The sequence below is a fragment of the Cellulomonas chengniuliangii genome, from assembly GCF_024508335.1.
Taxonomy (GTDB): domain Bacteria; phylum Actinomycetota; class Actinomycetes; order Actinomycetales; family Cellulomonadaceae; genus Cellulomonas_A; species Cellulomonas_A chengniuliangii.
Map to the genome: position 1 here is coordinate 900,798 of NZ_CP101988.1, position 26,011 is coordinate 926,808.

Below are 26,011 nucleotides of genomic sequence, written 5' to 3' on the forward strand. Positions count from 1 at the left end.
TTGACCCAGCCGTCGCCACCGGGGGAGAGCCGGGGCGCCACCTCCCGCCGGGGAGGTGGAAGGCTGAACGTAACCGCTGGCAACCGCGTTGTGGGAGCGGTTCCGCGGTACTCAGGCGGGCGGTGCGGACATCGTTACGCCGCCGTGACCTCGGTCACGGCGGCGTCGCGAATCGTTGGGGGGAAGGGGGATGAAACTTGAGCGAAAAGGGGGTTCAGGCCCGCGGCGGACGGGTCATGGCGAGCACGTCCAGCGCGGCGTCGAGCTGCTCCTCGGTGACCTCTCCCCGCTCGACGTAGCCGAGGTCGACGACGGCCTCTCGCACCGTGATTCCGTGCTTGACCGAGTGCTTGGCGATCTTCGCGGCGGCCTCGTAGCCGATCACCCGGTTGAGGGGCGTGACGATCGACGGGGAGGACTCCGCCAACGCGCGGGTGCGCTCGACGTTCGCCTCGATGCCCGCGATCGTCTTGTCAGCCAGAGCCGTCGAGGCGTTGGCGAGGAGCCTGACCGACTCCAGGACCCCCAGGGCGATCACCGGGATCTGCACGTTGAGCTCGAAGGACCCGCTGGCGCCAGCCCAGGCGACCGTCGCGTCGTTGCCGATCACGCGGGCCGCCACCATCAGCACGGCCTCGGGGATCACGGGGTTGACCTTGCCCGGCATGATCGACGAGCCGGGCTGCAGGTCGGGGATGAAGATCTCCCCGAGGCCGGTGTTGGGCCCCGAGCCCATCCAGCGCAGGTCGTTGCAGATCTTCGTGAGGCTCACCGCGATGGTCCGCAGCGCGCCGGACAGCTCGACCAGCCCGTCGCGGGAGCTCTGCGCCTCGAAGTGGTCGCGCGCCTCGGTGAGCGGAAGGCCGGTGTCCTCGCGCAGCAGCTCGATGACCCGCTGCGGGAAGCCGGCCGGGGTGTTGATCCCGGTGCCCACCGCGGTGCCGCCCAGGGGGACCTCGGCGACGCGGGGCAGGGCCGCGCGCAGCCGCTCCACCCCGTACCGGACAGCGGCGGCGTACCCGCCGAACTCCTGCCCGAGCGTCACCGGCGTCGCGTCCATCAGGTGCGTGCGTCCCGACTTCACGACCGTGGCGAACTGCGCGGCCTTGGCCTCGAGCGCCTCGGCGAGGTGCTCGAGGGCGGGCTCCAGGTCGCGGACCACCGCGGCGGTGGCCGCGACGTGCACCGACGTGGGGAACACGTCGTTCGAGGACTGCGAGGCGTTGACGTGGTCGTTGGGGTGCACCGGGCGCCCGAGGCGAGCCGACGCCAGCGTCGCGAGGACCTCGTTGGTGTTCATGTTGGAGGACGTGCCGGAGCCGGTCTGGAACACGTCGATGGGGAACTGCGCGTCGTGGGCGCCGGAGGCGACCTCGTCCGCCGCCGCGGCGACGGCGGCGGCGACGTCGGCGTCCAGCACCCCGAGCTCGGCGTTGGCCAGGGCGGCGGCCTTCTTGATCCTGGCCAGGGCCTCGATGTGGCCGCGCTCGAGGCGTGTGCCGGAGATGGGGAAGTTCTCGACCGCCCGTTGGGTCTGCGCCCGGTACAGCGCGTCGGCGGGGACGAGGACCTCGCCCATTGTGTCGTGCTCGACGCGGAACCCCGCGGGAGCTGTGGTGGTCATGGGGGCGGCGGCGTCATTGGCGTGCTCACTCATGCGCGCATCCTCTCACCGCGCCGCCGCCGCGGTCAGGTGTGTCAGGGGACCTCTGGCGTGCCCTCGCCCAGGTCGCCGATGGCCTTGGTGAGCTGCACGTCACCCTCGGCCAACGCGTACTCGACGCCGACGATCGCGCAGCGTCCCTCGGCGACGGCGTCCGCGAGCGAGCGCGAGTAGCCCTGGAGCATCGTCACGGTGTGCCGCACATGCTCATGGCCCAGCTCCGCGGCGGAGACGCTGGCGATCCCCGGCCCCTGCGCCGCCCCGGTCAGCGTCACAATGCTGGGGATCACGCGGTCGACGATCGCGCGCACGAACCCGTCTGGCACGACGCCGGTGGTGAGCGCCGTCGTGGCCGCCGCCACCGCCCCGCACGAGTCGTGTCCCAGGACCACCACGAGCGAGGCGCCCAGCACGTCCACCCCGTACTCGATGGACCCGATCACGGTGGTGTCCAGCACGTGGCCGGCCGTCCGCACCACGAACACGTCGCCGAGCCCCTGGTCGAAGATGATCTCGGCGGCGACCCGGCTGTCGGAGCATCCGAAGATCACCGCGTACGGGGCCTGAGCGGCGCTGAGCTCGGCACGTCGGTCGATGCCCTGCGCGGGATGGGCCATCTCGCCGCGGACGAATCGCTCGTTCCCCTCCCGCAGCGCGGTCCAGGCCTGGGCAGGTGTCGTGGGTCGGGACATGGCGACATCTTGGCAGGCCTTGCCAAGCGGGCGACGCGACGGTCACGGAGTGGTCCACCGGGGCGGACGCCCGAGTGGCAGGGGGGTACGGCGGGGTGTAGTCCTGGTGGCCAGGGCCGCGCGGCGGGGTATGGGGGGGGCAGCGTGCGAAGACGAACACGGCTGGTCGGCACGGTGCTCGCGCTCGCGGTCGCCGGAGGGCTCGCGGCATGCGGGGGATCGGGCTCGGGCGCTCCGACGCTCACCTGGTACATCAACCCCGACGACGGGGGGCAGGCGCAGATCGCCTCGGAGTGCACCGAGGCCGCAGACGGCGCCTACACGATCGAGACATCGGTGCTCCCCCGGGACGCCAGCGCGCAGCGCGAGCAGCTCGCGCGGCGGCTCGCCGCGAAGGACTCCTCGATCGACCTGATGAGCCTGGACCCGCCTTTCATCCCCGAGGTGGCCGAGCCCGGCTTCCTGGCGCCCATCCCGGAGGACGTGCAGGAGCGCGTCACCCAGGACGTCGTCGCCGGCGCCCTCGCGGGCGCCACGTGGAAGGGCGAGCTGGTCACGGTGCCGTTCTGGGCGAACACCCAGCTGCTCTGGTACCGCAAGTCCGTGGCCGCGGCGGCGGGCCTGGACATGACCCAGCCCGTCACGTGGGACCAGCTCATCGACGCGGTCCGCACGCAAGACGTCTACCTCGCGGTGCAGGGCATCAAGTCCGAGTCCCTCACGGTGTGGATCAACGCGCTCGTCTCCTCCTCGGGGGGCGAGATCGTGGAGAACCCCACGGCCGACGCCGCGGAGGTCGAGCTCGGCCTTGAGACCGACGCGGGCCGTGAGGCCGCGCGCATCATGGGCACCATCGGCAAGGAAGGGCTCGCCGGCCCAGGGCTCCCCACCGAGGACGAGAACGCGTCGCTGTCGGTGTTCCAGGGGGACAAGGGCTCGTTCATGGTGAACTGGCCGTTCGTGTGGTCGGCCACCAAGGCGGGCGTCGAGGACGGCACCCTCGACCAGAGCCTGCTCGATGACATCGGCTGGGCGATCTACCCGCGTGTCGACGCCCAGACGCCCGCGGGCACGCCGTACGGGGGCATCAACCTCGGCGTCGGGGCCTACAGCGAGCACACCGACCTGGCCTTCGAGGCGGCCGAGTGCATCGTCACGCCCGAGCACCAGGCGTACTACTTCGCGGCGAACGGCAACCCGGCGTCCAACACCGACGCCTACGAGGACCCGCAGGTCCTCGAGGCCTTCCCGATGGCCCCCGTGATCCGCGAGTCCCTCGAGCAGGCGGTGCCGCGCCCGCAGACGCCGTACTACAACGACGTGTCGATCGGGCTCCAGGAGACCTGGCACCCGCCGTCCTCCGTCTCGCCCGACTCGACACCCCAGAGGTCAACCGACTTCATCACGGCCGTGCTGCGAGGGGAGCGACTGCTGTGACCACTGAGGCGACACGAGAGCGCGGTCGGCGCCGGGGCGCCGGTGACGACGCCGACAAGCAGGCCAGGGCCGCGCACAGCGAGCGCACGCGCGCGGAGGCGAGGCTCGGCTGGTACCTCGCCGGCCCGGCGTTCGTGATCATGCTGGCCGTCACGCTGTACCCGATCCTGCAGGCCTTCTACGACTCCCTGTTCCGGTACCGGCTGACGACGCCCGACGACAGGGCGTTCATCGGGGTCGAGAACTATTGGGTGATCCTGCGCGACGGGTTCTTCTGGCAGTCCGTGGCGGTCACGGTGCTCATCACCCTGGTCACCGTGGTGGTCGAGCTGATCCTCGGGTTCGCGCTCGCCCTGGTGATGCACCGCGCGATCCGGCGGCTGCGAGGGCTGCTGCGCACGGCCATCCTCGTGCCCTACGGGATCATCACCGTGGTCTCCGCGTTCGCGTGGTTCTACGCGTTCGACATCAACTCCGGCTACATCAACCACTGGTTCGGCTGGGTCCCGGGCATCTCCACCGACCTCAACTGGTTCGCGCAGACCGGCACCAGCCTGTTCGTGATCATCGCCTCCGAGATCTGGAAGACCACGCCGTTCATCTCGCTGCTGCTGCTGTCTGGACTGGCGCAGGTGCCCAGCGACCTGGAGGAGGCGGCGGAGGTGGACGGGGCCACCGCGTGGCAGCGGTTCCGGCGGGTCATCATCCCGAACATGAAGGCCGCGATCATGGTGGCCGTCCTGTTCCGGGCCCTGGACGCGTTCCGCATCTTCGACAACGTGTTCATCATGACCAACGGCGCGAACGGCACGACGGTGCTGTCCCTGCTCGCCTACAAGACCTCGATCGGCCGCCTGGAGATCGGGCTCGGCTCCGCGATCTCGGTGCTGCTGTTCTTGTGCGTGATCCTCATCTGCTGGGTCGCGATCAAGCTCTTCAAGGTCGATCTCGCCAGCGCGAGAGGGGAGTAGCGATGACCGGCAGACTGACGGGGCGCCAACGGTTCTGGTGGGCCGTGATCTCGGTGTTCGTCCTGGTGTGGGCGCTGTTCCCCGTGGTGTCGATCTTCGCGACGTCCTTCAAGCTCCCCAGCCAGCTCAACCTGGGACTGTTCTGGCCCAAGACCTGGTCGACCTCCAACTACGAGCAGATCCTCGTCGGCGACGCCCAGACGCTGTTCCTGTCGTCGCTGCGCAACTCGATCGGGATCTCGCTGATCGCCACGGCGATCGCGGTGGTGCTCGCCACCCTCGCGGCCTACGCCATCGGGCGCCTGGAGTTCCCCGGCAAGCGGCTGATCCTCACGGCCGCGCTCGGGGTGTCGATCTTCCCGGCCATCTCGATCGTCACGCCGCTGTTCAACCTGTGGCGCAACATCGGCCTGTACGACACGTGGCTCGGCCTGATCATCCCGTACCTGTCGCTGACACTGCCGATCTCCATCTGGACGCTCGCGGCCTTCTTCCGGCAGATCCCCTGGGAGCTGGAGCAGGCGGCGCAGGTGGACGGGGCCACGAGCTGGCAGGCGTTCCGCAAGGCCATCGTGCCCCTCGCGGCGCCGGGCGTGTTCACCACGGCGCTGATCGCCTTCTTCATCGCCTGGAACGACTTCGTCTACGGCATCTCGCTGACATCCACCGACCGGGCCCGACCGGTGCCCGCAGCCCTGGCCTTCTTCACCGGCGCCTCGCAGTTCGAGGAGCCGACCGGTGCGATCTCCGCGGCCGCGGTCGTCGTCACGATCCCCGTCGTCATCCTCGTCCTGCTGTTCCAACGCCAGATCGTCGCTGGACTGACCCAGGGCGCCGTCAAGGGCTGACGCGCCCGCCCCCTCCCGAGGAGAAGCACATGGCCTCCATCTCGCTCAAGGACATCGTCAAGGTGTACGGCGACGGCTACCTGGCGGTGAAGGGCGTGAGCCTGGACATCGCCGAGGGGGAGTTCGTCATCCTCGTCGGCCCGTCGGGCTGCGGAAAGTCGACGCTGCTGCGGATGATCGTCGGCCTCGAGGACATCACCTCGGGCGACCTGCTCATCGACGGCGAGCGGGTCAACGAGGAGGCGCCGCGCAAGCGCCGGCTCGCGATGGTGTTCCAGAACTACGCGCTGTACCCGCACCTGACCGTTTTCGAGAACATCGCGTTCCCGCTGCGGCTCGAGAAGGGCCAGTTCACCGAGGAGCAGATCCGCGAGAAGGTGCGCTTCGCCGCCGAGACCCTCGAGCTGCAGGACCACCTGGACCGCAAGCCCGCGAACCTGTCCGGCGGCCAGCGGCAGCGCGTGGCGATGGGACGGGCCATCGTGCGCGACGCGCGCGCGTTCCTGTTCGACGAGCCGCTGTCCAACCTCGACGCGAAGCTGCGCGGGCAGATGCGCACCGAGATCTCCCGCCTGCAGCGCTCTCTGGGCACCACCACCGTGTACGTCACCCACGACCAGACCGAGGCGATGACCCTGGGCGACCGGGTCGCGGTGCTCCGCAAGGGCGAGCTCCAGCAGATCGCGAGCCCGCGCGGGCTCTACGAGCAGCCCGTCAACCTGTTCGTGGCCGGCTTCATCGGCTCGCCGCCCATGAACTTCCTGCCCGGAGAGGTGGTGGGCGACGTGCTCCGGCTGCCCATCGCGGACGTCCCGCTCACTCCGTCGCTGCGCGAGCGGCTCGGCGACCGGGAGCTGGTGATCGTGGGCATCCGCCCAGACCACTTCGCCGACGCGGCGCTCCTCGAGGACCACAAGCGCGGCGCGGGCGTCACGTTCGACGCGGCGGTGGACGTCGTCGAGTGGCTGGGCTCGGAGCAGTACGCGTACATCCCGTTCGACACCCACCCGGACGTGGCCAGCAAACTCGACGAGCTGGACCGCGACCTGGACGGGGAGAGCATGCGCACCCAGCTCGTCGCGGCGCTGAGCTCCGAGTCCAAGGTCCGTGACGGCGACACGCACCAGCTCTGGTTCGACCCGGCCCGCATGCTCGTGTTCGACCCGGAGTCCTGGACGAACCTCACCTACGACGAGGACGCCGCCCGGGTCCTCGACGAGCAGAACGAGCAGGACCGCAGGGCTGCGCTGGACCGGGCGGCCGCGCGGCTGGCCGCCGCCTCGACCTGAGCGGGCGCGCGGCGACGCGCCGCCGACGTGGGGCGTCGGGCGGCCACCACCTCGCGGACCAGGACCATGGGGCGTCGGGCGCCAGGCCCGGCGCGGATAGAGTGCCCGCATGGTCGGGCGACGAAGCGCGTCGACGCCTCCGGGGTCGCCGGTCGGTGTCGTGGTGCGCGGTCGCGCGCCCACAGCTCGCACGACCCGACATCTGCTGGTCGCCAGCGGCATCGCCATGGCCTTGGTGGTCGCAGGCTCCCCGACCCCGTCCGAGCGCTCGCGGTACGCCGAGCGCCCGCTGACCTCCCAGACCGCGGTGCTCACACCGTCGGGGGTCGTCACCGTGCGCGCCGACGATGTGGTCGGGCGGTTCGAGGGCAGCAATGTCCGACTCACCGAGGAGGGCGACGAGCACCACGAGGAGTCGCTGGCCCTCGCGGCGGCGCAACGCCGGTGGCTGGCCTCCGGCCTCGTGCCGGGGCCCGAGGAGTACGGGGACATGGCCCGGCAGGCGCTGCTCGACCTGGACACCCTGCTGCTGGAGGACGGCGCCCTGCTCGCCGCCCCGAACGGGGCGTGGCGGTACACCTGGCCGCGGGACGCCAGCTTCGCCGCGGTCGCGCTGGCCCGCACCGGCCACACCGAGGACGCCGCACGGATCTTGCTCCACCTCGCCGACCTGCAGTCCCCTGACGGGACGTTCCAGGCTCGTTACCTGCCCGATGGCAGCGGCCTGCCGCCGGACGACCGGGGCATCCAGCTCGACGGGGACGGGTGGTTCCTCTGGGCGGCCGCCGAGTGGCTCCGCCACGCCGACGGCGACCCGTCGAGAGTGCTCGCGGAGCTGCGGCCCGCGCTGATCCGGGCGCTCGACGCGATCGAGCACGTGACCGACCCCGAGACGGGAAGCCCGGCGGTGAGCCCGGACTACTGGGAGGTCCGCGAGACCCGCGTGACCCTCGGCTCGATCAGCGCGCTGCTGCTGGGCGCGCGCGCGATCCAGGACTTCGCGGGGGACATGCCGCGGGGGATCGCCGGGCTCTGGGCGGCGGACCTGGCCCGCCGGGGCGCCGCGCTCGAGGTCAAGCTGGAGCAGGCCGTGGAACGCGACTTCGCGACGCACGGATACCCCCGCCATGCCGGGGGCGCGTTGCTCGACGCGGGCGTGGCGTTCCTCATGCCGCCGTTCGCCCCTGCGGATCCGGGTGTCGTCGAGGCGTGGGAGCGGGCCGCGGTGGGGATGGGCCGGCCCGCCGGTGGGCTCGCGCCTGGAGAGGGCTGGAGCGCGGACGGCATCTCGTGGACGCCTCAGACGGCCCTGTTCGCGCTCACTGCGGCGGCGGCGGGCGACCACGAGCGCGCCACCGGATGGCTCACCTGGCTCGACGAGCACCGCACCGACGCCGGCTCGCTGCCCGAGAAGGTGCTGTGGGACGGCCGACCGGCCGCCGTCGCGCCGCTCTCCTGGACATCGGCGCTGGTCCTGCTGGCCCTCGTCGAGCTCGACGAGGGCCAGCAGTCGGCGCACTGACGGGCTCGGCGCTCAGCCGTGGTCGAGCTCGCCGCGGGTCGGAGGGTTGGCGCCCGGCCGCGAGACGGTGATGGCCGCTATCCGGGCGCAGCGCTCGAGGATGGCCTCGACCGTGCCCGGGTCGACGTCGCGCAGCTGCTCTCGGCGGTCGGCGCCGAGCAGACCGGCATCCCACAGCCCGTCGATGAGCCCCGACATGAACGAGTCGCCGGCGCCCACGGTGTCCGCGACCTGCACCGCAGGCGCGGCGACCATGAGCCGCGCGCCCGAGCGGGTCGAGGCGAAGGCGCCCTTGCCGCCGTGGGTGACCACCACCAGCGAGGGCCCGCGCCGGGTCCACTCCTCCGCGATCTCCGCAGGGGCGACACCCGGCAGCAGCCAGGCCAGGTCCTCGTCGCTGACCTTGACCACGTCGGACTGCAGGACGAGCGACTCGACCAGCGGCAGGGTGTCCTGCGGTGAGCCCATCAGGGCCGGCCGCAGGTTCGGGTCGTAGGTGATCGTCGACGTTGGGCGGCGTGCCTCGACCAGCCGCGCGACCTTCTGCGCGCCCGGCTGCAGCGCCGCGCCGATCGAGCCGGTGTGCAGCACGAGCGGCGGCTCGGCCGACTCGTCCCAGGAGTGGGGCAGGTCCCACACGAGGTCGAAGTCGTACGTCGCGGCGCCCTCGGCGTCCAGGTGCGCGGTGGCGATCGGCGTCGAGATGGCGGTCTCGGCGCCGCGCAGCACGGACACCCCCGAAGCCTCCAGGTGGCGCACCACGAGCGCGCCGTAGGCGTCGGCGCCCAGCCACGTGAGGAGGTCCGCCCGGCGGCCGAGCCGCGCGAGCCCGAGGGCCACGTTCGCGGGGCTCCCCCCGACGTGCTCGCTCACGGACCCGTCGGTCCGGCGCACGATGTCGACCAGCGCCTCGCCCACCACGAGGGCCCGCGCCTGGCTCATCGCGACTCGCCCGGGACATCCTCGCCGGATCGCTCCTGGCTCTGGGCCGCCGCGAGCCGCTCCCTGGCGCCGTCCAGCCACTGCTGGCAGCGGCTCGCGAGTGCCTCGCCGCGCTCCCACAGCTGGAGCGACTCCTCGAGGCTCGCGCCCCCGGCCTCGAGTCGGGCGACGACGGCGATCAGCTCGTCCCGCGCCTCCTCGTAACTCAGCGCCGCGAGGGCGTCATCGGCCGCGAGGGCGTCATCGGGGGCAGGGGCGGATCCGTTCGGCGTGGGCACAGCACCAGTCAACCAGCCCCCACCCACCTCCGGCCATGCTGCGCAGCGGACCGAGGGGCCGCGGCCCGCGCGCAGGCGTCACGCCTCGGCCTGGACCGCCGCGCGCAGCTCCCCACGCGCCACCCGCACCCGCAGCGGATCTCCCGCGGCGACCTCGGACGGATCACGCACCACCGCGCCGTCGCCCCGCTGCACCACCGCGTACCCCCGCTCCAGGGTCGCGGCGGGGGAGAGCGCCCGCACCTGGGCGGCCAGCCGCTCCGTCTGCCCTGCCGCACGGCTCAGCAGCAGATCCAGTGCGTGCCGGGCGGTGTCCCGCGCGCGGTGCACGTCGTGCTCGCGCACGTCCACCAGCGTGGTCGGGCGCGCCAGCACGGGACGGGACCGCAGCGCGTCCAGCCCTGCCCGCTCCCGCACCACGCGGTGCGTCAAGGCGGCCCGCATCCGACCACGGGCCTGTGCCAGGCGGGCACGCTCCTCGCCGACGTCGGGCACGATCCGCTTGGCGGCGTCAGTGGGAGTGGACGCGCGGTAGTCCGCGACCAGGTCCAGCAGCGGGGTGTCCGTCTCATGGCCGATCGCGCTGACCAGCGGGGTGCGGCAGGCCGCCGCGGCTCGCACCAGCGTCTCGTTGCTGAACGGCAGCAGGTCTTCCACGGCGCCGCCGCCGCGGGCCACGACGATCACCTCGACGTCGGGGCGCGCGTCCAGCTCGGCGATCGCCGCGCTGACCTGCGCGACGGCCCCCACGCCCTGCACCGCCACCTCGCGGATGACGAACTCGACCTGCGGCCAGCGGGCCTGGGCGTTGACGACCACGTCGTGCTCGGCCTTCGACTCGCGACCGCACACCAGCCCGACCACGCGCGGCAGGAACGGCAGCGCGACCTTCCGGTCGGCGTCGAAGAGCCCTTCGGCCGCGAGCACCCGCTTGAGGTGCTCGATCCGGGCGAGCAGCTCGCCCACGCCGATCGCGCGCACGGCGTCCGCGTTGAGCTGGAGCGTGCCGCGCTTCGTCCAGAACACCGGCTTGGCGTGGACCACCACGTGGGCGCCCTCCTGGACGGAGGTGGTGGCGGCCGCGAGGACGCCCGCGGGCATCGAGACGGGCAGCGACATGTCGGCGTCCGTGTCGCGCAGCGTGAGGAAGGCGATCCCCGATCCGGGGCGCCGGTTCAGCTGGACCACCTGGCCCTCGACCCACACGGGGGCCATCCGGGCCACGTAGTCGGCGATCTTCGACGACAGCAGGCGCACCGGCCACGGGTTCTCCGCGGTGGTGTCCAGCGCCCTCGCGGGCAGCGCCGGGGTGGTCTGGTCCTCGCCTGCGCTCACGCGCCGTGCTCCTGTCCTGCGTCCGTGGTCTGCACCCGACCAGCCTGTCACGAGCCGGGGACACCGTCGGCGGCCGGGGGGACAGGCGCCCCGGGGGCCTGCCTAGACTGGCGGACGTGACCACCTCGACGTCCCCCTCCGTCCGCAAGCGCGTGCTGCTGGCGGCGCCGCGCGGATACTGCGCCGGCGTCGACCGCGCGGTCATCGCGGTCGAGAAGGCGCTCGACCACTACGGCGCCCCGATCTACGTGCGCAAGGAGATCGTCCACAACAAGTACGTCGTGGAGACGCTCGCGTCCCGGGGCGCGATCTTCGTGGACGAGACGGACGAGGTGCCCGAGGGCGCCCGTGTCGTGTTCTCCGCGCACGGCGTCTCGCCCGCGGTGCACGCCGCGGCGGAGGCCCGCTCGCTGCAGGCCATCGACGCCACCTGCCCGCTCGTGACGAAGGTGCACAAGGAGGCCGTGCGGTTCGCCTCCGACGACTACGACATCCTGCTGATCGGCCACACCGGCCACGAGGAGGTCGAGGGCACCCAGGGCGAGGCGCCCGAGCACATCCAGGTGGTGAACTCCCCGGACGACGTCGACGACGTGGTGGTGCGGGACCCGGACAAGGTGGTGTGGATCTCCCAGACCACGCTGTCCGTGGACGAGACCATGGAGACCGTCCGCCGCCTGCGCGAGCGGTTCCCGACCCTGCAGGACCCGCCCTCGGACGACATCTGCTACGCCACCCAGAACCGCCAGGTGGCGGTGAAGAAGCTGGCTCCCGAGTGCGACGTGGTCATCACCGTCGGCTCGGCGAACTCGTCGAACTCGGTGCGCCTGGTCGAGGTCGCGCTGGACGCCGGCGCCCGCTCCTCCTACCGGGTGGACCGCGCCGCGGAGATCGACCCCGCCTGGCTGGTGGGCGCCACGACCGTCGGCGTCACGTCGGGCGCGTCGGTGCCCGAGATCCTGGTCCGGGACGTCTTGGACATGCTGGCCGAGCACGGCTTCGGCGAGGTCGAGGAGGTCCGGACGGCCACCGAGGACCTGATGTTCTCGTTGCCGCGCGAGCTCGCCTCGGACCTCAAGCGGATGGGCGTCAACGTGAGCACGCCCCGCCGCGGGACGCGTCGCGACCTGAGCATCCAGCCGCTCTGAGCATCCAGCCGCTCTGACCCGTCGCGGCTCGCCGGCTCAGTCGGCCGACGGCATCGCGTCCGCGGCGGCCAGTCGCGTGCTCGCGGTCCCGCGCTCGTCGAACGCGACGTAGCGGTCGCTCGCGGACGCCAGCAGCTCCGGGGCGCTGACGGCGCTGAGCTGCGGGTTCGCGGGCGGCGGGGTCGGCAGGTCGGCGTCCACCACCTGCAGGTCCGCGAAGCGTCGTGCGCTGACCAGCACCCGGGTCTCGAGCGACGAGACCGTCTGGTTGTACGCGCCCGCCGCCGAGTCGATCGCGCGGCCCAGCTTGGCGAGGTGGGAGCCCATCGTCGCGAGCCGGCCGTGGAGCTCCTTGCCGAGCGTCAGCACCTGCTGCGCGTTCGACGCCAGGGCGTCCTGGCGCCAGGCGTACGCGATCGTGCGGAGCATCGCGAGCAGCGTCATGGGGGTGGCGATCACGACGTTGCGCTCGAAGGCGTGCTCGACCAGCGTCGGGTCCTCCTCGACGGCAGCGTGCAGGAACGCCTCCGCGGGCACGAACATGACGACGAACTCGGGCGCGGGCGCGAACTGGTCCCAGTAGCGCTTGGCGGCCAGATCGTCGACGTGGGCCCGCACGTGCCGGGCGTGCGCCTTGAGGCGGGCGGCCCGCACGGACTCGTCGGCGGCCTGGCTGGCCTCGAGGAACCCCAGGAAGGCGACCTTCGCGTCGACCACCACGTTCTTGCCGCCGGCGAGCTTGACCACCATGTCGGGGCGCAGCAGGCCGTCGTCGGTGCGCACCTGGTCCTGCTCGACGAAGTCGACGTTCGCCAGCATGCCCGCCGACTCGACGACCCGGCGCAGCTGCTGCTCGCCCCAGCGGCCCCGCACCTGCGAGGAGCGCAGCGCCGTCACCAGCTGCGAGGTCTCCGCCCGCAGCTGCTCGGAGGACGCGCGCATGGCCCGCACCTGCTCGCCCAGCGCGGCCTGCCCCTCGAGGCGGGCTTTCTCGGCCGTCGTGAGCTCGTGCCGCACCGCGTCGAGCGTGCGGCTCAGCGGCTCCACCAGGGCCCGCACCGCCTGCTCGCGCTGCGCGAGCTCGCCGACCTGCGACTGCTGGCTCGCGGCGAGGCGCTGGTGGGCGAGCGCCAGGAACTGCTCGTTGTTGCTCGCCAGCGCGTCCGCAGCGAGGGCGCGGAACTGCTCCGCGAGGCGCTGGTGGTCCTCGCGGACGCCGTCGAGCCGCTCGGCGTGGGCGGCGCGCTCCGCGACGAGCTGGCCGCTGGCGCGCGCCGCCTCGACGCGCGCGGACTCCACCTGGCCGGCTGACCGTCGGGAGGCCACGAGGGCTCCCGTGAGCACACCGACGACGAGCGCGACCAGCGCGGCGAGGATCTCCATGGCGCCACAGTTTCACGGACCGCCGACACGCCCTGCCATCGGGGAGGGATCTGCGTGCTGGTCAGGGCTCCCGCCGCGGCGGCAGCGCCACTAGCCTGGCTGGGTGACCTCGAGCGACCACGAGCCCGCGACACCGCCGCCGCCCGCACCGGGCCCAGAGACCGCCCCGGTCCCGGGCCCTGAGACCGCCGCGCCACCGGTACCCGAGACCGCCCTGCCGCCGGCCCCGGGACCCGAGGCCGCTCCCGCCGCGAGCACCGCCCCCGCGGCGCTCGAGCTGCGCGGGCTGTGGAAGAAGTTCGGTCCCAAGGTGGCCGTCGCCGGCATCGACCTGACCGTCCCGGCCGGATCGTTCTACGGGCTCGTCGGCCCCAACGGCGCCGGCAAGACCACGTCCCTGTCGATGGCGACGGGCCTGCTGCGACCCGACTTCGGCGAGGTCCGCGTACTGGGCCACGACCTGTGGGCCGACCCCGTGCGCGGGAAGTCGTTGCTCGGCATCCTGCCGGACGGCGTGCGCTTGTTCGACCGCCTGACGGGCGAGCAGCTCGTCATGTACGCGGGGCTCCTGCACGGGCTGGAGCGCGAGACGGTGGCGGCGCGCACGGCCGACCTGCTGGCGGCCCTCGACCTGACGGGCGACGCCCGCACCCTGGTGGTCGAGTACTCGGCGGGCATGACCAAGAAGATCGCACTGGCCTGCGCGATCGTGCACGCGCCCCGGGTGCTCGTGCTCGACGAGCCGTTCGAGGCTGTCGACCCCGTGTCCGCGGCGAACATCCGCGAGATCCTCACGTCCTACGTCGCCTCGGGCGGCACGGTGATCGTCTCGTCCCATGTCATGGACCTGGTGCAGCGGATGTGCGACCACGTCGCCGTCATCGCGCAGGGGCACGTGCTCGCTGCGGGCACCGTCGACGAGGTGCGGGCGGGCGCGAGCCTGGAGGACCGGTTCGTGGAGCTCGTCGGGGGCCGGAGCACGGGGGAGGGCCTCGAGTGGTTGCACACCTCGTCACGCTGAAGCTCGCGCTGCTGCGCAACGGCCTGCGCCGCTCCGCCTGGCAGGTCGTGGGCCTGGTCATCGGGCTGCTGTACGGGCTGGGCTTCGCCGCGCTGCTCGTGGTCGGGCTGGTGGTGCTGGCCGTGCAGGGCGACCAGGAGGTCGCCGCGACCACGCTGGTGCTGTGCGGCGGCCTCCTGGTGCTGGGCTGGTGGCTCATCCCTCTCGTCGCCTTCGGGGTGGACGCCACCCTCGACCCGCAGCGGTTCACCACGTTCGGGATTCCCCGGCGCCAGCTCCTCGTCGGGCTGGCGCTCGCGGGCCTCGTCGGGGTGCCCGGCCTGGTCACGGTCGTGGTCGCCCTGACGTCGGCGGCCGTCTGGTGGCGGGACCCGGCCGCGGTGGCGGCCGGCGTGGTGGGCGCGGCGCTCGCAGTGGCCGTGTGCGTGGTCGGCTCGCGGGCCACCACGACGGCCTTGGCCCCGCTGGTCACCCGGCGCAAGGTCCGCGAGATCGGCACCATCGTGGTGCTGGTGCCGCTGTTCATGCTCGGGCCGATCATGGCCGCGGTCGGGTCCGGGCTGTCGAGCGTGTCCGACTCCCTGCCCGAGATCGCCCGGGTGGTGGGCTGGACGCCGTTCGGGGCGCCGTGGGCCCTCCCGGCGGATGTCGCGGCGGGGAGCTGGGGGCCCGCTGTCGCCAAGCTGGTCATCGCCGTCGCGACGCTGGCCGGGCTGGCCTGGGTGTGGGACCGCGCGCTGACCCGCGCGCTGACGGGCGGCGAGCAGCGTGAGGGCTCTCAGGCCAAGGTGCGAGGGCTCGGGATCTTCGGCCGTGTCCCCGCGACCCCGGTCGGCGCCGTCGCCGCGCGGAGCCTCGTCTACTGGCTGCGCGACCCCCGCTACGCCGGCGCGGTGGTGGTGGTGCCGCTGGTCCCGGTGATGCTGGCCTTCCTCGGCGGCGCCGACAGCCTGCTGCTGCTCCTGTCCGCGCCCGTGGGCGCCTTGCTCTTCGGGTGGGCGATCTCCGCGGACGTGGCCTACGACAGCACCGCGTTCTGGACGCACGTCGCGGCGCCGATCACGGGGGCCGTCGACCGGTGGGGGCGCGTCTGCGCGGCGCTGGCCATCGGGATCCCCGGGACGCTCGTCCTTGCGGTCGTGTCGCTGGCCGTGAGCGGGCGCTGGGGGCTGACGGTCCCGCTGCTCGGCTTCAGCCTGGGCGTGCTGGCCACGTCGCTGGGCGCGTCGAGCTTCGTCTCGGCGCGCGTGGTGTACCCGGTGCCGAAGCCGGGGGAGAGCCCGTTCTCGACGCCGCAGGGCAGCCAGACGGCGGCGATGATCTCGCAGATGGTCGGCATGGTCGCCCTGTGCGCCCTCCTCCTGCCCAGCGCGGGCCTCGCGGTCGCGGCGGCGCTCACCGGCTCGGTCGTGCTGGGAGTCGTCACGCTCGTGGTCTCGATCGCGCTCGGGGCGGTCTTCCTGAGGGTGGGAGTGCGGCTGGGCGGCGCGCAGTACGACCGGCGCGCACCCGACCTGCTGACGACGATGCGCGGCTTCGCCTGACGCCGGAGTGACGCTGGCGACGCCCTGAGAGACCGCGTCGCGGCCCGGCATCGAGCGCGGCCACGTAGCATTGCCCGACGTGGCACTCACCATCGGCATCGTCGGCCTGCCCAACGTCGGCAAGTCCACCCTCTTCAACGCCCTGACCCGCGCGCAGGTGCTCGCGGCGAACTACCCGTTCGCCACGATCGAGCCCAACGTCGGCGTGGTCCCGCTGCCCGACCCGCGGCTGGAGAAGCTCGCCGAGATCTTCGGCAGCGAGCGGATCCTGCCCGCCACGGTGTCGTTCGTCGACATCGCCGGCATCGTCAAGGGCGCCAGCGAGGGGGAGGGGCTCGGCAACAAGTTCCTCGCGAACATCCGGGAGGCCGAGGCGATCTGCCAGGTCACCCGCGCGTTCGCCGACCCGGACGTGGTGCACGTCGACGGTCGCGTCTCGCCCAAGGACGACATCGAGACGATCAACACCGAGCTGATCCTCGCGGACCTGCAGACCCTGGAGAAGGCGGTGCCCCGCCTCGAGAAGGAGGTCCGGGGCAAGAAGGCCGAGCAGGCGCTGCTCACCGCCGCCCAGCAGGCCCAGGCCGTGCTCGAGCAGGGCCAGACGCTGTTCCAGGGCGCGAAGGCCGCCGGGATCGACCCCGAGCAGCTCGCCCAGCTGCAGCTCATGACGGCCAAGCCGTTCATCTACGTCTTCAACACCGACGACGCGGGGCTCGCCGACACGGCCATGCAGGAGGAGCTGCGCGCATTCGTGGCGCCCGCCGACGCGATCTTCCTCGACGCGAAGTTCGAGTCCGAGCTCGTCGAGCTCGAGCCCGACGAGGCCAAGGAGATGCTCGCCGAGAACGGCCAGGACGTGCCGGGCCTCGAGCAGCTCGCCCAGGTCGGCTTCCACACCCTCGGCCTGCAGACCTACCTCACGGCGGGCCCCAAGGAGTCGCGCGCCTGGACGATCCACCAGGGGTGGACGGCCCCGCAGGCCGCGGGCGTCATCCACACCGACTTCCAGAAGGGCTTCATCAAGGCCGAGGTGATCGGCTTCGAGGACCTGGTCGAGGCGGGCTCGGTGGCCGCCGCTCGTGCCGCCGGCAAGGCGCGCATCGAGGGCAAGGACTACGTGATGCACGACGGCGACGTGGTGGAGTTCCGCTTCAACGTGTAGCCGGGTGGTCTTCCTCTGCAGTGTCCCTGCTCGGCAGGCGCCGCGGGATCGGAGCCGTCGGCCCGGCTGGCTGGTCACCGTGCACGTCGACCTGGACGGGCTGGAGAACGTCGATTTCTGGCGGGACTACTCGGCCAACGGTCTGTGGGGGACAGCGGCGTACTTCCCCATCTCACGGCGATGCCCGAGCGGGCCGGCGCGGCGCTCGCCGCCGTTGCTGACGCCGACGAGGGAGGCGTCCTCTTCCACTGCGTGGCGGGACGCGATCGGACCGGCCTCGTCGCGATGCTCCTGCTCAGCCTGGTCGGGTGCGGATCCGGACGCGATCGTCGACGACTACCTCGAGACGGTGCGCGACGCCGACGCGCTCGCTCGGGCCGCCGGGCGCGAGAACGACGAGCCGGTGCGCGAGGCGATCCTGGCCCGTCGTGGATCGAGCACCGAGGACGCGTTCCGTGACGCACTCGGTGGCCTGGACATCGACGCTTTCCTGTCTGCGGCGGGGTTGCCCGGCACCACTGTCCAGCGGCTGAGGACGTGGCGCGCCTCAACGTCCTTCGGGACCTCCTGAGCCCGTCGGCTCGGTGAGCGCGACGGCGTAGTCGCGCATCGAGCGCTGGTAACGGGGCAGGACCTCGATCTGTGCCTCGATCGCGACCCGCAGCGCCTCGTCCTTGCGCCCGGCGCTGTGCAGGGCCAGGGCCAAGACGACGCGGGGCGCGGAACCCGTGGACTCGTGGGTCGGAGCAGCGCGGAGGATGGCGATCGCCTCGTTGAGGCGGCCGAGGTTGCGCAGGGTCGATCCGTACTGGACCGCGAGCCGCGCGTGGCGCGCCTCGTCGAGACCGAGCTCGAGAGCGCGCTCGTACTCCGCGCCGGCCTCGGCTTCGAATCCCATGGAGTCGTACATGCTGGCGAGCTCGAACGCTGCTCTTCCGTCGCTGGCCGGGCAGGTCGCTGCCACGTCGCGCATCGCAGCGACGCCCTCGTCGCGCGCGAAGGAGTCGAACCGCGCCCAGAGGTCGGTGACGGTCGTCTCCCACTGCTCGAGGGATGCGCTCATGGCGCTCATTGTGCAGGCGGCCGCGCCGGGGCGCCGTGCATCGGAGCGCGAGGCGTCGGCGCGGCCCAATAGCACGTCCGTGGGGATCCTGCCCGCGGTATGCGCCGATCTGGTGGCCTGTGGGCGTCACTCCCGTGTTACGGCGATGTTTCCGCCGGTCGCCATCTCATATCGTGGACGCTACTGTCCAGTATCGATACGGTAACGATCCGCTCTCCGCAACGCGACGGTCCGATTTGTCCCGTCCGACATGGCTAGCGTGGCTCCACATCCCATGGCGGCCTTGCCTGAGTCAGGCTCGAGACCGCCCGGTGTCCGAACCGCGCCGCAGTGCGCGGCGGGTTCGTCACTTTCCCAGGAGGAACATTGAAGACGATGAGAGCGGTTGCGACCGTCTCCACGCTGGCTGCGGGTTCGCTCGTGCTCGCGGCATGCTCGGGCCCCGCCGAGCAGGACTCCGGCATCTCCGACTCCAGCTCGATCACCGTCGCGTGGGAGGCCCCGCTCAACGAGCTCAACACGAGCTCGAGCAACGGCAACGCCACGCAGAACGCGGTCATCACCTACATGATGAACGGCTCGTTCTGGTACTACAACGAGGCGCTCGAGCTCACGCACGACGAGTCGTTCGGCACGTTCAAGAAGACCAGCGACGACCCGCTGACCGTGGAGTACACCTTCGCGGACGACGTCAAGTGGAGCGACGGCACCGCGACCGACGCCGCTGACCTCCTGCTGGAGTGGGCTGCCACCTCGAACGTCTTCAACAACGTCGTGGCCGAGGAGGACCCGGAGACGGGCGAGATCCTCAACCAGGACGCGATCGACGCCGGCGTCTACTTCGACGGCAACGTCCCCGGGCGCGCGCTCATCACCGAGACCCCGGAGATCTCCGAGGACGGCAAGACCATCACGTTCGTCTACTCCAAGGCGTTCGCCGACTGGGAGTCCGACTTCGAGAAGGCCGACATCGCGGCGCACGTCGTGGGCCAGGTCGCCCTCGGCATCGAGGACGCCGACGAGGCCAAGGCCGCCGTCGTGACCGCGATCCAGGAGAACGACGTCGAGGCGCTGAGCAAGATCTCGAAGGTCTGGAACTCCGGCTTCGAGTTCACCAGCCTGCCGTCGAACGAGCAGCTGTACGTCTCCAACGGCGCGTTCCTGCTCAAGGAGTACGTCGAGAACCAGTACCTGACGCTCGAGGCGAACCCGGACTACAAGGGCACGCGCAAGGCGAAGGTCGACAGCGTCACGGTCCGCTACATCGACGACCCGATGGCCCAGGTCACGGCCCTGCAGAACGGCGAGGTCGACCTGATCGGCCCGCAGGCCACCGCTGACGTCCGCGCCGCGATCGAGGCACTGGACGGCGTCGAGTCGCAGAACGGCATCGAGGGCACGTACGAGCACGTCGACCTGGTCTTCGCCAACGGCGGCCCGTTCGACCCGAACACCTACGGCGGCGACGCCACGAAGGCCCTCAAGGTCCGCCAGGCGTTCCTCAAGGCGATCCCGCGCCAGCAGATCGTCGACAACCTCATCGTCCCGCTGAACCCGGACGCCGAGGTGCGCAACTCCTTCATCATCATCCCCGGCTCCGCCGACTACGACGCGATGGTCGAGGGCAACGGCTCGGACGCCTACACGGCCGAAGAGGACATCGAGGGCGCCAAGGCGCTGCTCGCCGAGGCCGGCGTGACCACGCCGATCAACGTCCGCTTCGCCTTCAACGGTGACAACGCGCGTCGTCAGACGCAGTTCGCGCTCATCACGGAGACGGCCGCCGCGGCCGGCTTCACGCTGGTCGACGCGAGCAAGCCGGCCGCCGAGTGGGGCACGCTGCTCTCCTCCGGCCAGGACCAGTACGACGCCTCGCTGTTCGGCTGGCAGTCGACCTCGACCGCTGTGACCGAGTCGGATGCCAACTACCGCACCGGCGGCGTGAACAACTACGGCAAGTACTCCAACCCCGAGGTCGACGCGCTGTTCGACGAGCTCCAGCTCGAGACGGACCCGGAGAAGCAGCTCGCCATCCAGATCGCGGTCGAGAAGATCCTGTGGAATGACGCGTTCGGCACCACGATCTTCCAGTTCCCGGCCATCCAGGCCTGGAAGAACGTCACGGGCGTCGAGTCGATCACCATCTCGCCCACGATCTTCGCGGGTTTCTGGAACTGGGAGTCCGCGGCCTGACCGTGGGTGACCAGTGATCGGCCACACTCGGCTCGGTTGCACGTCTGACCAGGCTTGACAGCAGTCTGGGCACACCGCGGAGCGCGCCGGAACCTCATGTTCCGGCGCGCTTCGCGGTTCCGTGCCCCATCGGTCGTCATCGCAGCCGCGTCCCCTTCTCACCCGCCCCCGTTCTGACGGCCGGGGCGGGCCTCCCGGTGAATCCGCGCCATTTCGAATCGCAGCGCACAAACGCGTACGCTGGCGCGGCCACGGGGGGAATCCGCTGTCACTGCGAGGTATCGCTTTCGATGTTCACCTTCATATCGCGACGCATCCTGCAAGGGCTCGCCACCCTGCTGGCGTCGAGCTTCCTGATGTACCTGCTCGTGTCGGTGTCGATCCGCCCGCTCGACGACCTGCTGGAGAGCACGTCGCCGAACAAGGCCCAGCTCATCGCCGCGCGGATCGAGCTCCTCGACCTGGACACGCCCGTGGTCATGCGCTACTTCACGTGGCTCGGCAACTTCCTCACCGGCGACATGGGCACCGCCTGGGTCAGCGGTCAGGCGGTCAACGACAAGCTCGGCGGCGCCGTCGTCTCGACGCTCCAGCTCGTGGGCGCCGCGACGTTGCTCGCCATCCTCTTCGGGGTGGCCGTCGGCATCGTCAGCGCGCTGCGGCAGTACACGTCGTTCGACTACCTCATCACCTTCGTCTCGTTCGTCCTCTACTCCCTGCCGGCCTTCTGGGTCGCGGTGCTGCTCAAGCAGTGGGGCGCGATCGGGTTCAACGACTTCCTCGCGGACGCCTCCCAGTCCTGGCCTGCCATGATCGGCGCCGGAGTGGTGATGGGCGCCGTCGCGACCCTGGCCATGGGCGGTGACGCACGTCGCCGGGCCACCGCCTTCGGGATCGGGCTCCTCGCCACGACGGGCGTGCTGGCCTACCTGTCGCTCAGCGGCTGGTGGAGCACCCCGCACCTCGGCCCGGTGCTCATCGCCGTGGTCGGCGCCGGCGTCGCGTTCGGCATCACCGCGCTCTCGACCGGGCTGAAGAACCGCCGAGCCCTCGGCTCGGCCGTCTCGGTCGTGGTCCTCGGCGTCGTGCTCTACACGCCCCTGCAGTACCTCTTCGCCGGCATCAGCATGAGCTGGCCGCTGGCGATCGTGCTGGGCCTCGTGGCAGCGGGCTCCGGGTGGCTCGTCGGCCGCCTGTGGGGCGGCCCGGACTGGGGCCAGTCCGCGCGGACCGCCGCGCTGACCGCGGTGGTCGTGTCGGCCATGGTGTTCATCGACCGGGTCATGCAGGTCTGGCCCAAGTACTTCGCGGCCGGGTCCATCAAGGGCCGTCCGATCGCCACGGTGGGCGACCGCACCCCGAACCTGGGCGGCGACTTCTGGGTGCGCACGCTCGACATGTACACGCACCTGCTGCTGCCCACGCTCGCGCTGCTGCTGATCAGCTTCGCCGGCTACACGCGGTTCTCCCGCGCCAGCATGCTCGAGGTGATGGGCCAGGACTACATCCGCACGGCCCGCGCCAAAGGCCTGTCCGAGCGCACCGTCGTGATGCGGCACGGGTTCCGCAACTCGATGATCCCGCTCGCCACCATCGTCCCCCTCGACGTGGTCGCCCTGTTCGGGGGCGCCATCATCACCGAGCAAGTCTTCGGACGGCCCGGCATGGGGCAGCTCTTCATCAAGTCGCTGCACAACGCGGAGATCGAGCCGATCATGGCCTACCTCGTGATCACGGCAGGGCTCGCGGTCCTCGCGAACATCCTCGCCGACCTCATCTATGCCGCACTCGACCCACGAATCCGGGTGAACGCATGAGCACGCCACCGTCCCCCACCCCCCGCGGGACCTTCGACGAGACGCCCGCGGAGGAGGTGGTCGAGAACGCCATCGAGCTCAGGGAGGTCGAAGGGCTCTCGCAGAACCAGATCGTCCTGCGCCGGTTCTTCCGGCACCGGGCAGCCGTGGGCGCGATGGTCGTGCTCGTCGGCATCGTCCTGCTGGCGTTCACGTCGATCGGCGTCGGCCCCATCCCGGGCTGGTGGTCCTTCACCCCGAACCAGACCGGGCCGCTGACCAACCCGGGTGGCTCGCCCACGATGAGCCTGCCCACCTGGCTTGGCGGGTCGGGCTTCGCGATCGGGGAGCACCCGTTCGGCCAGGACGAGGCGGGGCGTGACGTGTTCGCCCGCGTCATGCGCGGCACGCAGACCTCGCTGATCGTCATGGTCGTCGTCGGCCTGGTCGCCTCGATGGTCGGCATCCTCGTCGGCGCCCTCGCGGGGTACTACCGCGGCGCCCTGGACAGCTGGCTGATGCGGTTCACCGACCTGGTCATCACCATCCCGGTGCTGGTCCTGGGCGCGATCCTGGGCAGCCTCGCCGCGGGCGCGGGTGGCGCCTACCTGCTGGCGATCTTCCTCGGCCTCGCGTCGTGGACCACGCTGGCCCGGCTGGTGCGCGGTGAGTTCCTCTCGCTGCGCGAGCGCGAGTTCGTGGACGCGGCCCGTGTGGCCGGCGCCAGCGACCGCCGGATCATCTTCAAGCACATGCTGCCGAACTCGATCGGCGTCATCATCGTCAACCAGACGCTGCTGATGAGCTCGGCCATCCTGCTCGAGACGGCGCTGAGCTTCGTCGGCCTGGGCATCCGGTACCCGAACGTCTCGCTCGGGCAGCTGATCAACCAGTACCAGGAGGCGTTCGCGACGCGACCGTGGCTGTTCTGGTGGCCCGGCCTGCTCATCGTGACGATCGCCCTCACGGTGAACTTCATCGGCGACGGCCTGCGGGACGCGTTCGACCCCCGGCAGAAGCGCATCCCGTCGCAGCGCAAGATGGACCGCGCCGCGGCCCGTGCCGCGCGGTCGACGGGCTCCGCCTCCACCGGCTCGACCGGCTCGGGCTCGAACGGCGCCGCGTCGAACGGCGCCGCCGCGGAACCGGCCCTCTGATGCGGGGCCTGCTCAGGCCCCCGCCTGCCGGAACCTCAGCCTGCGAGCGCGCCGAGGGCAGCCAGCGCGCTGAGCGTCGCGCAGCCCGCCACGAGGCGCCAGTGCCAGCGGACGGTCGGGGCGGGCACGCCCTGCGCGGGGACATGGTCGAGGTGCCCGGCCTCGCGCAGGGCCGCGTGCCGTGCCGCGATCTCCAGGGCGGCGGCGTCCGCGGTGGCGCCGGTGGCACGGCGCGCCTCGGCGCCGCGGGCCAGGTCGCGGCGCGCGGCGGGGCCGCTGCGCGCCGGGGTCGCCCAGGCCGTGTACTCGCCGGCCGTCGTCTCGATGGTCAGGGCGAGCCGGGTGTCGGCGCCGCGGTACGCGGGCCACGGCACGTGCACGGTGCGCAGCACGTTGCGCAGCTCGATGCCGCCGTCGGAGACCTCGACCTGCGGGCGCCAGAACGACGCCCACACCACCAGCACCACCAGCAGCGGCACGGCGCCGTAGCGCAGCAGCTCGGTGCTGCCGCCTGCCGCCATCGCCGCCAGGCAGGCGAGCCCAGCGACCGCGGTCACGACCGTGAGCACGCGACCTGGCATCGACCTGAAGACCCGCGCAGCATCCATGCGCCCATGCTCCCAGACGCGATGAGCACCCCCGTCGCAGCACTGAGCGTCCGCAGGACCCCCCGGAAGGACCAGATCACCCGTGGCCACTGAAACCGCAGTCGAGGCGCCCGTCGCGCAGCCCGCCGAGCCGGTCCTGACCGTCCGGGACCTGAGCGTCAGCTTCTACGTGGACGGGGAGTGGTTCCCCGCCGCCGTCGACGTGAGCTACGACGTGCGCCCGGGCGAGGTCCTCGCGATCGTGGGCGAGTCCGGCTCCGGCAAGACGCAGTCGTCGATGTCGCTGATCGGCCTGCTCCCGCCGAACGGCCGGGCCTACGGCAGCGCCATGCTCGACGGCCGTGAGCTGCTCGGCATGTCGCCGGGGCGCCTCCGCCACGTGCGGGGCAAGGAGGTCGCGGTCATCTTCCAGGAGCCGATGACCGCCCTGAACCCCGTGTACACGGTGGGCTTCCAGATCGTCGAGACGCTGCGCACGCACTTCCCGATGGGCCCCAAGGAGGCCAGGGCCCGCGCCATCGAGCTCCTGACCATGGTGGAGATCCCCGAGCCGGAGCGGCGGTTCGACTCCTACCCGCACCAGCTCTCGGGCGGGCAGCGGCAGCGCGCGATGATCGCGCAGGCCCTGGCATGCGACCCGCGCCTGCTGATCGCGGACGAGCCGACGACAGCGCTGGACGTCACGGTCCAGGCCGAGATCCTGCAGCTCATGCGGGACCTGCGCACACGCATCGACTCCGGCATCGTGCTGATCACGCACGACATGGGCGTCGTCGCCGACCTGGCCGACTCGATCCTGGTGATGAAGGACGGCCGGGTCGTCGAGCAGGGCACTGCTGAGCAGATCTTCGCCAACCCGCAGCACCCGTACACCCGCTCGCTGCTCGCCGCGGTGCCGCACCTGGGCGCGGCGCGCGAGGAGAGGGTCGTCGTGACCGAGCCGGAGCCCGCAGCCGCCGCGTCGGAGCCTGTCGACGACCGGCCGGTGGTGATGGAAGCCCGCGGAATGGTCATCGAGTACCCGGGCCGTGGTCGCGCCCCGGGGTTCCGCGCGGTGGACGGCGTCGACCTGACGCTGCACCAGGGCGAGGTCGTGGGCCTGGTGGGGGAGTCCGGCTCGGGCAAGACCACCATCGGCCGCGCCGTCGTGGGCCTGCTGCCGGTCTCGGGCGGGTCGCTCCGAGTCGCCGGCGTGGACATGGTCGGCGCGTCCCGCAAGGACCTCGCGCCGCTGCGCCACCAGGTCGGCATCGTGTTCCAGGACCCGGGCTCCTCGCTCAACCCGCGCCTGCCGATCGGGGAGTCGATCGGCGAGCCGCTCATGCTGCACACGGGCACCAAGGGCGCCGAGCTCAGCCGCCGGGTCGAGGAGCTGCTGGACCAGGTCCACCTGCCCCGTGCGATGCGCAACCGGTACCCGCACGAGCTCTCGGGAGGCCAGCGGCAGCGGGTGGGCATCGCGCGAGCGCTGTCCCTCGAGCCGAAGCTGCTGGTGGCGGACGAGCCGACGTCGGCGCTCGACGTCTCGGTGCAGGCGCGGGTGCTGGAGCTGTTCCAGGAGCTGCAGCGCGAGCACGGGTTCGCCTGCCTGTTCATCTCGCACGACCTGGCCGTCGTGGAGATCCTGTCGAGCAAGGTCGCGGTGATGCACCAGGGCAAGCTGGTGGAGCACGGGGCCACCGAGCAGGTCGTCCACGCGCCGCAGCACGCCTACACCCAGCGGCTCCTCGCCGCGGTGCCGGTGCCCGACCCTGCTGAGCAGCGCACCCGCCGTGAGGCGCGGGCCGCCCTCCTGGCGCAGGCGGCGCACGAGCAGGACGAGATCGAGCGCGCCGCGCTGGCGCGGGAGTCGGCTGCACGGCTCGACGGGATCGGCGAGGACAGGGTGCCGCCCAACGCTCTCTGAGCACGGGTGGTCGGACGGGGTCGGCGCGAGTTTCGCGCCGACCCCGTCGT

The 26,011-nt window shown here is 71.8% G+C and carries 22 protein-coding genes; 14 read left to right on the forward strand and 8 right to left on the reverse strand.

Going from position 1 to position 26,011, the window contains the following annotated elements; all coding sequences use genetic code 11:
• Positions 1 to 214 precede the first annotated feature (214 nt).
• Both NP064_RS04265 and NP064_RS04270 read right to left on the reverse strand, forming a co-directional pair.
• The gene (locus tag NP064_RS04265; RefSeq protein ID WP_227567784.1) at positions 215 to 1,624 is read right to left on the reverse strand and encodes a class II fumarate hydratase; all 1,410 of its coding nucleotides are present in this window, start codon (positions 1,622 to 1,624) and stop codon (positions 215 to 217) included.
• Between the two features lie 74 nt (positions 1,625 to 1,698).
• Positions 1,699 to 2,355, reverse strand: a complete 657-nt coding sequence (locus NP064_RS04270) for a carbonic anhydrase (protein ID WP_227567749.1) — start codon at positions 2,353 to 2,355, stop codon at positions 1,699 to 1,701.
• 144 nt (positions 2,356 to 2,499) lie between these two features.
• Between NP064_RS04270 and NP064_RS04275 the strand changes: the two genes are divergently transcribed.
• The 5 genes from NP064_RS04275 to NP064_RS04295 all read left to right on the forward strand — a co-directional run bounded on the left by NP064_RS04275 (position 2,500) and on the right by NP064_RS04295 (position 8,422).
• Positions 2,500 to 3,792 carry an extracellular solute-binding protein gene (locus NP064_RS04275; RefSeq protein WP_227567748.1) on the forward strand — a complete coding sequence of 431 codons (1,293 nt, stop codon included), beginning with the start codon at positions 2,500 to 2,502 and terminating at the stop codon, positions 3,790 to 3,792.
• Complete coding sequence (locus NP064_RS04280) at positions 3,789 to 4,763, forward strand: carbohydrate ABC transporter permease (RefSeq protein WP_227567747.1); 975 nt, start codon at positions 3,789 to 3,791, stop codon at positions 4,761 to 4,763. Before NP064_RS04275 ends, NP064_RS04280 begins: the two co-directional genes overlap by 4 nt.
• A 2-nt stretch (positions 4,764 to 4,765) precedes the next feature.
• Complete coding sequence (locus NP064_RS04285; protein ID WP_284439688.1) at positions 4,766 to 5,611, forward strand: carbohydrate ABC transporter permease; 846 nt, start codon at positions 4,766 to 4,768, stop codon at positions 5,609 to 5,611.
• Positions 5,612 to 5,640: 29 nt separating this feature from the next.
• Positions 5,641 to 6,900 carry an ABC transporter ATP-binding protein gene (locus NP064_RS04290; RefSeq protein ID WP_227567746.1) on the forward strand — a complete coding sequence of 420 codons (1,260 nt, stop codon included), beginning with the start codon at positions 5,641 to 5,643 and terminating at the stop codon, positions 6,898 to 6,900.
• A 109-nt stretch (positions 6,901 to 7,009) separates the two neighbouring features.
• Complete coding sequence (locus tag NP064_RS04295) at positions 7,010 to 8,422, forward strand: glycoside hydrolase family 15 protein (protein WP_227567745.1); 1,413 nt, start codon at positions 7,010 to 7,012, stop codon at positions 8,420 to 8,422.
• A gap of 12 nt (positions 8,423 to 8,434) precedes the next feature.
• Here the strand turns inward: NP064_RS04295 and NP064_RS04300 are convergent, their stop codons facing one another.
• The 3 genes from NP064_RS04300 to xseA form a co-directional block, all read right to left on the reverse strand.
• Positions 8,435 to 9,364: a carbohydrate kinase family protein gene (locus NP064_RS04300; RefSeq protein ID WP_227567744.1), complete on the reverse strand. Its 930-nt coding sequence runs from the start codon at positions 9,362 to 9,364 to the stop codon at positions 8,435 to 8,437.
• Positions 9,361 to 9,642, reverse strand: a complete 282-nt coding sequence (locus tag NP064_RS04305) for an exodeoxyribonuclease VII small subunit (RefSeq protein ID WP_227567743.1) — start codon at positions 9,640 to 9,642, stop codon at positions 9,361 to 9,363. The genes NP064_RS04300 and NP064_RS04305 overlap by 4 nt, the downstream gene beginning before the upstream one ends.
• A 78-nt stretch (positions 9,643 to 9,720) precedes the next feature.
• Complete coding sequence (xseA, locus tag NP064_RS04310) at positions 9,721 to 10,977, reverse strand: exodeoxyribonuclease VII large subunit (RefSeq protein ID WP_227567742.1); 1,257 nt, start codon at positions 10,975 to 10,977, stop codon at positions 9,721 to 9,723.
• Between the two features lie 116 nt (positions 10,978 to 11,093).
• Here xseA and NP064_RS04315 point away from each other — a divergent pair, with 116 nt between their 5' ends.
• A complete protein-coding gene (locus NP064_RS04315; RefSeq protein WP_227567741.1) occupies positions 11,094 to 12,125 on the forward strand; it encodes a 4-hydroxy-3-methylbut-2-enyl diphosphate reductase in 1,032 nt (343 codons plus the stop codon).
• Between the two features lie 36 nt (positions 12,126 to 12,161).
• On the opposite strand, the gene NP064_RS04320 is transcribed toward NP064_RS04315, so the two are convergent.
• On the reverse strand, positions 12,162 to 13,508 hold the full coding sequence (locus NP064_RS04320) for a DNA recombination protein RmuC (protein WP_227567740.1): 1,347 nt from the start codon (positions 13,506 to 13,508) through the stop codon (positions 12,162 to 12,164).
• Positions 13,509 to 13,611: 103 nt separating this feature from the next.
• Here NP064_RS04320 and NP064_RS04325 point away from each other — a divergent pair, with 103 nt between their 5' ends.
• From NP064_RS04325 to NP064_RS04340, 4 genes are all read left to right on the forward strand, one after another.
• The gene (locus NP064_RS04325) at positions 13,612 to 14,529 is read left to right on the forward strand and encodes an ABC transporter ATP-binding protein (protein WP_372456330.1); all 918 of its coding nucleotides are present in this window, start codon (positions 13,612 to 13,614) and stop codon (positions 14,527 to 14,529) included.
• Positions 14,505 to 16,073: a hypothetical protein gene (locus NP064_RS04330; protein WP_227567739.1), complete on the forward strand. Its 1,569-nt coding sequence runs from the start codon at positions 14,505 to 14,507 to the stop codon at positions 16,071 to 16,073. The genes NP064_RS04325 and NP064_RS04330 overlap by 25 nt, the downstream gene beginning before the upstream one ends.
• A gap of 79 nt (positions 16,074 to 16,152) precedes the next feature.
• On the forward strand, positions 16,153 to 17,238 hold the full coding sequence (gene ychF / locus NP064_RS04335) for a redox-regulated ATPase YchF (RefSeq protein ID WP_227567738.1): 1,086 nt from the start codon (positions 16,153 to 16,155) through the stop codon (positions 17,236 to 17,238).
• 180 nt (positions 17,239 to 17,418) lie between these two features.
• A complete protein-coding gene (locus NP064_RS04340; protein WP_227567737.1) occupies positions 17,419 to 17,697 on the forward strand; it encodes a tyrosine-protein phosphatase in 279 nt (92 codons plus the stop codon).
• 88 nt (positions 17,698 to 17,785) lie between these two features.
• Here the strand turns inward: NP064_RS04340 and NP064_RS04345 are convergent, their stop codons facing one another.
• On the reverse strand, positions 17,786 to 18,301 hold the full coding sequence (locus tag NP064_RS04345; protein WP_227567736.1) for a tetratricopeptide repeat protein: 516 nt from the start codon (positions 18,299 to 18,301) through the stop codon (positions 17,786 to 17,788).
• A gap of 375 nt (positions 18,302 to 18,676) precedes the next feature.
• Here NP064_RS04345 and NP064_RS04350 point away from each other — a divergent pair, with 375 nt between their 5' ends.
• From NP064_RS04350 to NP064_RS04360, 3 genes are all read left to right on the forward strand, one after another.
• A complete protein-coding gene (locus NP064_RS04350) occupies positions 18,677 to 20,494 on the forward strand; it encodes an ABC transporter family substrate-binding protein (RefSeq protein WP_227567735.1) in 1,818 nt (605 codons plus the stop codon).
• A 290-nt stretch (positions 20,495 to 20,784) separates the two neighbouring features.
• A complete protein-coding gene (locus tag NP064_RS04355) occupies positions 20,785 to 22,311 on the forward strand; it encodes an ABC transporter permease (protein WP_227567734.1) in 1,527 nt (508 codons plus the stop codon).
• Positions 22,308 to 23,447 (forward strand): ABC transporter permease, encoded by a 1,140-nt coding sequence (locus tag NP064_RS04360; RefSeq protein WP_227567733.1) that lies wholly within the window; start codon positions 22,308 to 22,310, stop codon positions 23,445 to 23,447. Before NP064_RS04355 ends, NP064_RS04360 begins: the two co-directional genes overlap by 4 nt.
• A gap of 35 nt (positions 23,448 to 23,482) precedes the next feature.
• Here the strand turns inward: NP064_RS04360 and NP064_RS04365 are convergent, their stop codons facing one another.
• On the reverse strand, positions 23,483 to 24,055 hold the full coding sequence (locus tag NP064_RS04365) for a PH domain-containing protein (RefSeq protein WP_227567732.1): 573 nt from the start codon (positions 24,053 to 24,055) through the stop codon (positions 23,483 to 23,485).
• An 82-nt stretch (positions 24,056 to 24,137) separates the two neighbouring features.
• Here NP064_RS04365 and NP064_RS04370 point away from each other — a divergent pair, with 82 nt between their 5' ends.
• Entirely contained in the window at positions 24,138 to 25,961 is a 1,824-nt protein-coding gene (locus NP064_RS04370; protein ID WP_227567731.1) for an ABC transporter ATP-binding protein, read from the forward strand.
• Positions 25,962 to 26,011 lie beyond the last annotated feature (50 nt).